We start from the raw sequence: 2,664 nt of genomic DNA, 5'->3' as shown, positions 1-2,664 counted from the left end.
GGCCTTGAGTATGAGGGCCTTGTCGAATTGGGCAAAGAGATGGTCGGCTTCAAGACGTTCGCGCACCACATCGTCGATCGTGGAGCGAAAAGTTGTGGGCAGGTCACAACTTTCCTGCTCAACTTCGTATAGCGCCTTAATCGCACTGACCTTTTTCTCGACAACCCCACAACTTTTTCCTTGCTTCCAACCCTCTTTCCGGGCGCGCTTCGATGCGGCCTGCTGTGATACCCCGAAACGTCTGGCGACCTCCCCAAGCGACACGCCCCGGACTTCATATTCCGCGCGGGCTTGTTCCCACTGCTCAGACGTCAGCCGGGCCATGCCCCACCTCATGCTCTCCGTTCGCCGCGCGGATGGACGTGGTGATCAGGTCGAGAAGTTCCTGATACACGCGGTCGGGCGTCTCCTTTTCCACGGCCTGCACGACCTCCTGATACTCCTCGCCGATAACGCCGAGCGCGTGGTATTTGCCCTCCGCAAAGACGGGATGCTTTCGCCGCGCTTCGGATACACGCCGGGCAATGTCCTCGATGAGCCTGTGCCCCGCAGCCGCGCTTCCGTTCCCGATGATCAGTTCCATTTCAAGCTGGTTCACAATATCCCCCACATACATCCATTCCGGCACGTTCATCACATATCAACCACTGGAGCCGGGCAGTCCCAAACGTCCTTCCCCTCGGCCTTCCGGTCGTCCAGATTGATGCCCTTCTCCACCTTCAGCCGCTTGAGCCTGTACACCAGCATCCCGACGCCGCCCACCGTGCGCCGGAGGGGACCGAATATCGCTATCCGGTTCCGGCCCACGCCCCAGACGTATGCCTGCACCTCAACCGCCCTGTGCAGCGTCGCCGTGGCCTTCGCCAGCATATCAAGCCTGCCGCCGGTAATAGGGACGATCACATCGGCTACGCGTTCCCTCATGCTCTGCCTCCGCTTGCTTGGGGCAATGCCCCGGTCAGATAGTTTTCGATGACTTCCCGCGCCTCCCACCAGCCCATGCAGACCTCGACGCGGTACCCGGCCTGACGGAGCCTTGCGATGATGTCCTCCTGGGAGCTTTCCAGACTGCCGCCCTTCTGCCGCTTCAGCTCGACGTACAGCCCGTGGAACCCCTGCCGGGGTACGGCAAGAAAAATATCCGGCACGCCCGCCACCACGCCTTCGGCCTTCAGCCGGGCCCCCGTGATCGCGTCACGCCGCCCGCCGTTGGGGATGTGGTACATGACGAGGTGCGGGGCGTGCCGGGAATAGACACGCCACCACTTGAACAGGGATTTTTGCTCCTGCGATTCCGTGGGGCAGGCCCGGACCCGCTTCGCCGGTGCGCGCCGGACGGGGGCCGATTCGTTGGAAACGCTCCATGTCATAAACCGTTCTCCTACAGCGCCCGTTGCAGGACGCGCCCAAAGTTCGCCGGAATAGGTAGCGGCTTCTGGCGGTCAAACTGTCCGGCCTGATTGTCCGGCCTCACGCCATGCCGCCATTTCTCCATGAACGACAAGCCCGCCTTCCAGCCTTCCTCGCGCTGCGCCTGCGTCGGCATGTCGATGACGGGAGCCCCGAGCAAGGGGCCACGGGCCGCAGTCGGCACAAGCGGGGGCGGTGCGTCCGCCTCGTCCTCCCATCGCCGCCCGGCCAGCCAGCCCGTCAGCATCTTCGGCGTCTTGCCCCGCACAACAAGGTCGGGCCTGCGCGCCGCTTCCTGTTGGGCCGCCCGGCAAATGACGGACACAAGGGAATCGGACATGCCCTTGATGTCCAGAAAAGCGTCCGCAGCCTCGGCCTTCCCGCGCTTGTAGCCGAACGCGTCCCACACGCTGGTAAACCATGTCAGGGCTTGGCCTGTAAGCTGGCGGTTACCCGCCGTCCGGTACGTCGGCCCGGACGATGGGGAGGGTTCGGGGGCAACCACGACCTGCTCGGGTTCCGCATGGGGTGCCGCCTCTTCCTGCTTTCCCTTCCCGGCAGGTGAAGCGTCTTCCTCCACTGCATCGGCGGATGCAGGAGGGATTTCTTTTCTTGCTTTCTTCCCTTCTTCTATCGTGTGCGGAACCTGTGCGCTGCTTGTGCGCCCGTTGTGCGGCTGCTGTGCGGCCTCTTCCGTAGCAGACTGGTATAACTGCCAATTCACGACAGTGATCAGCGTGCATACTTTTCCGAAAGTCTGACGGGTGATGAAGCCGTCGTCTTCAAGCGTCGCCAGCATCCGCATCACCTGATACCGCGACAGGTCAAGCTCGCTCGCCAGCGAAGCCCCGGAACAGGCAAGCTGGCCCGGCAGGATTTCCTGCCCGTGAAAGTATCCTTGCTTCCAGTTCGCCTTCTGGAGAAGGGTGATCATCAGCCCACGATACAGTGCGCCCCGGCTCCACGACTTCGAGTCCTCAATCTTGCGCCAGACCTTGAAATAGCCGCCCATACTCACACCTTTCCCTTGACGGCAGACCCGATTGCGGGCATACTGTTTTCAACGTTTTGATGAACTTGCATCATCTTTTCCCCTCTTGGCCCGTTGCTCCACAGCGGGCCTTTTTCGTGTTCGCGTGCCGAACCTTCAAGCGGCACTTCAATTCTATCTCCACACTTCGCGCAGGCCTTCCGATACAGCCAGTTCCAGCTATGCTTCTTGCAGGGCCGCAAATGCGGATATTGCGCGGCGGC

At 61.8% G+C, this 2,664-nt stretch carries 5 protein-coding genes and 1 pseudogene; all 6 read right to left on the bottom strand.

Translation table 11 applies throughout. The features are described from left to right. A pseudogene (locus HMPREF0178_RS21805) lies at positions 1-324 on the bottom strand (hypothetical protein); the annotation flags it as partial. Continuing rightward, positions 305-634, bottom strand: a complete 330-nt coding sequence (locus tag HMPREF0178_RS00865) for a hypothetical protein (RefSeq protein ID WP_009368009.1) — start codon at positions 632-634, stop codon at positions 305-307. The gene HMPREF0178_RS00865 and the pseudogene HMPREF0178_RS21805, both read right to left, overlap by 20 nt. Next, complete coding sequence (locus HMPREF0178_RS00860; protein WP_009368008.1) at positions 634-924, bottom strand: hypothetical protein; 291 nt, start codon at positions 922-924, stop codon at positions 634-636. Before HMPREF0178_RS00860 ends, HMPREF0178_RS00865 begins: the two co-directional genes overlap by 1 nt. Continuing rightward, positions 921-1,370 (bottom strand): VRR-NUC domain-containing protein, encoded by a 450-nt coding sequence (locus HMPREF0178_RS00855; protein WP_009368007.1) that lies wholly within the window; start codon positions 1,368-1,370, stop codon positions 921-923. Before HMPREF0178_RS00855 ends, HMPREF0178_RS00860 begins: the two co-directional genes overlap by 4 nt. A gap of 11 nt (positions 1,371-1,381) precedes the next feature. Next, positions 1,382-2,422: a MarR family transcriptional regulator gene (locus HMPREF0178_RS00850; protein WP_009368006.1), complete on the bottom strand. Its 1,041-nt coding sequence runs from the start codon at positions 2,420-2,422 to the stop codon at positions 1,382-1,384. Positions 2,423-2,424: 2 nt separating this feature from the next. Next, a partial coding sequence (locus HMPREF0178_RS22280; RefSeq protein WP_039958407.1) for a hypothetical protein occupies positions 2,425-2,664 on the bottom strand: 240 nt, incomplete at its 5' end.

This window comes from Bilophila sp. 4_1_30 (assembly GCF_000224655.1).
Taxonomy (GTDB): domain Bacteria; phylum Desulfobacterota; class Desulfovibrionia; order Desulfovibrionales; family Desulfovibrionaceae; genus Bilophila; species Bilophila wadsworthia.
The sequence above is the reverse complement of the archived record's forward strand: the minus strand, read 5'-3'. Positions and strand labels throughout refer to the sequence as shown.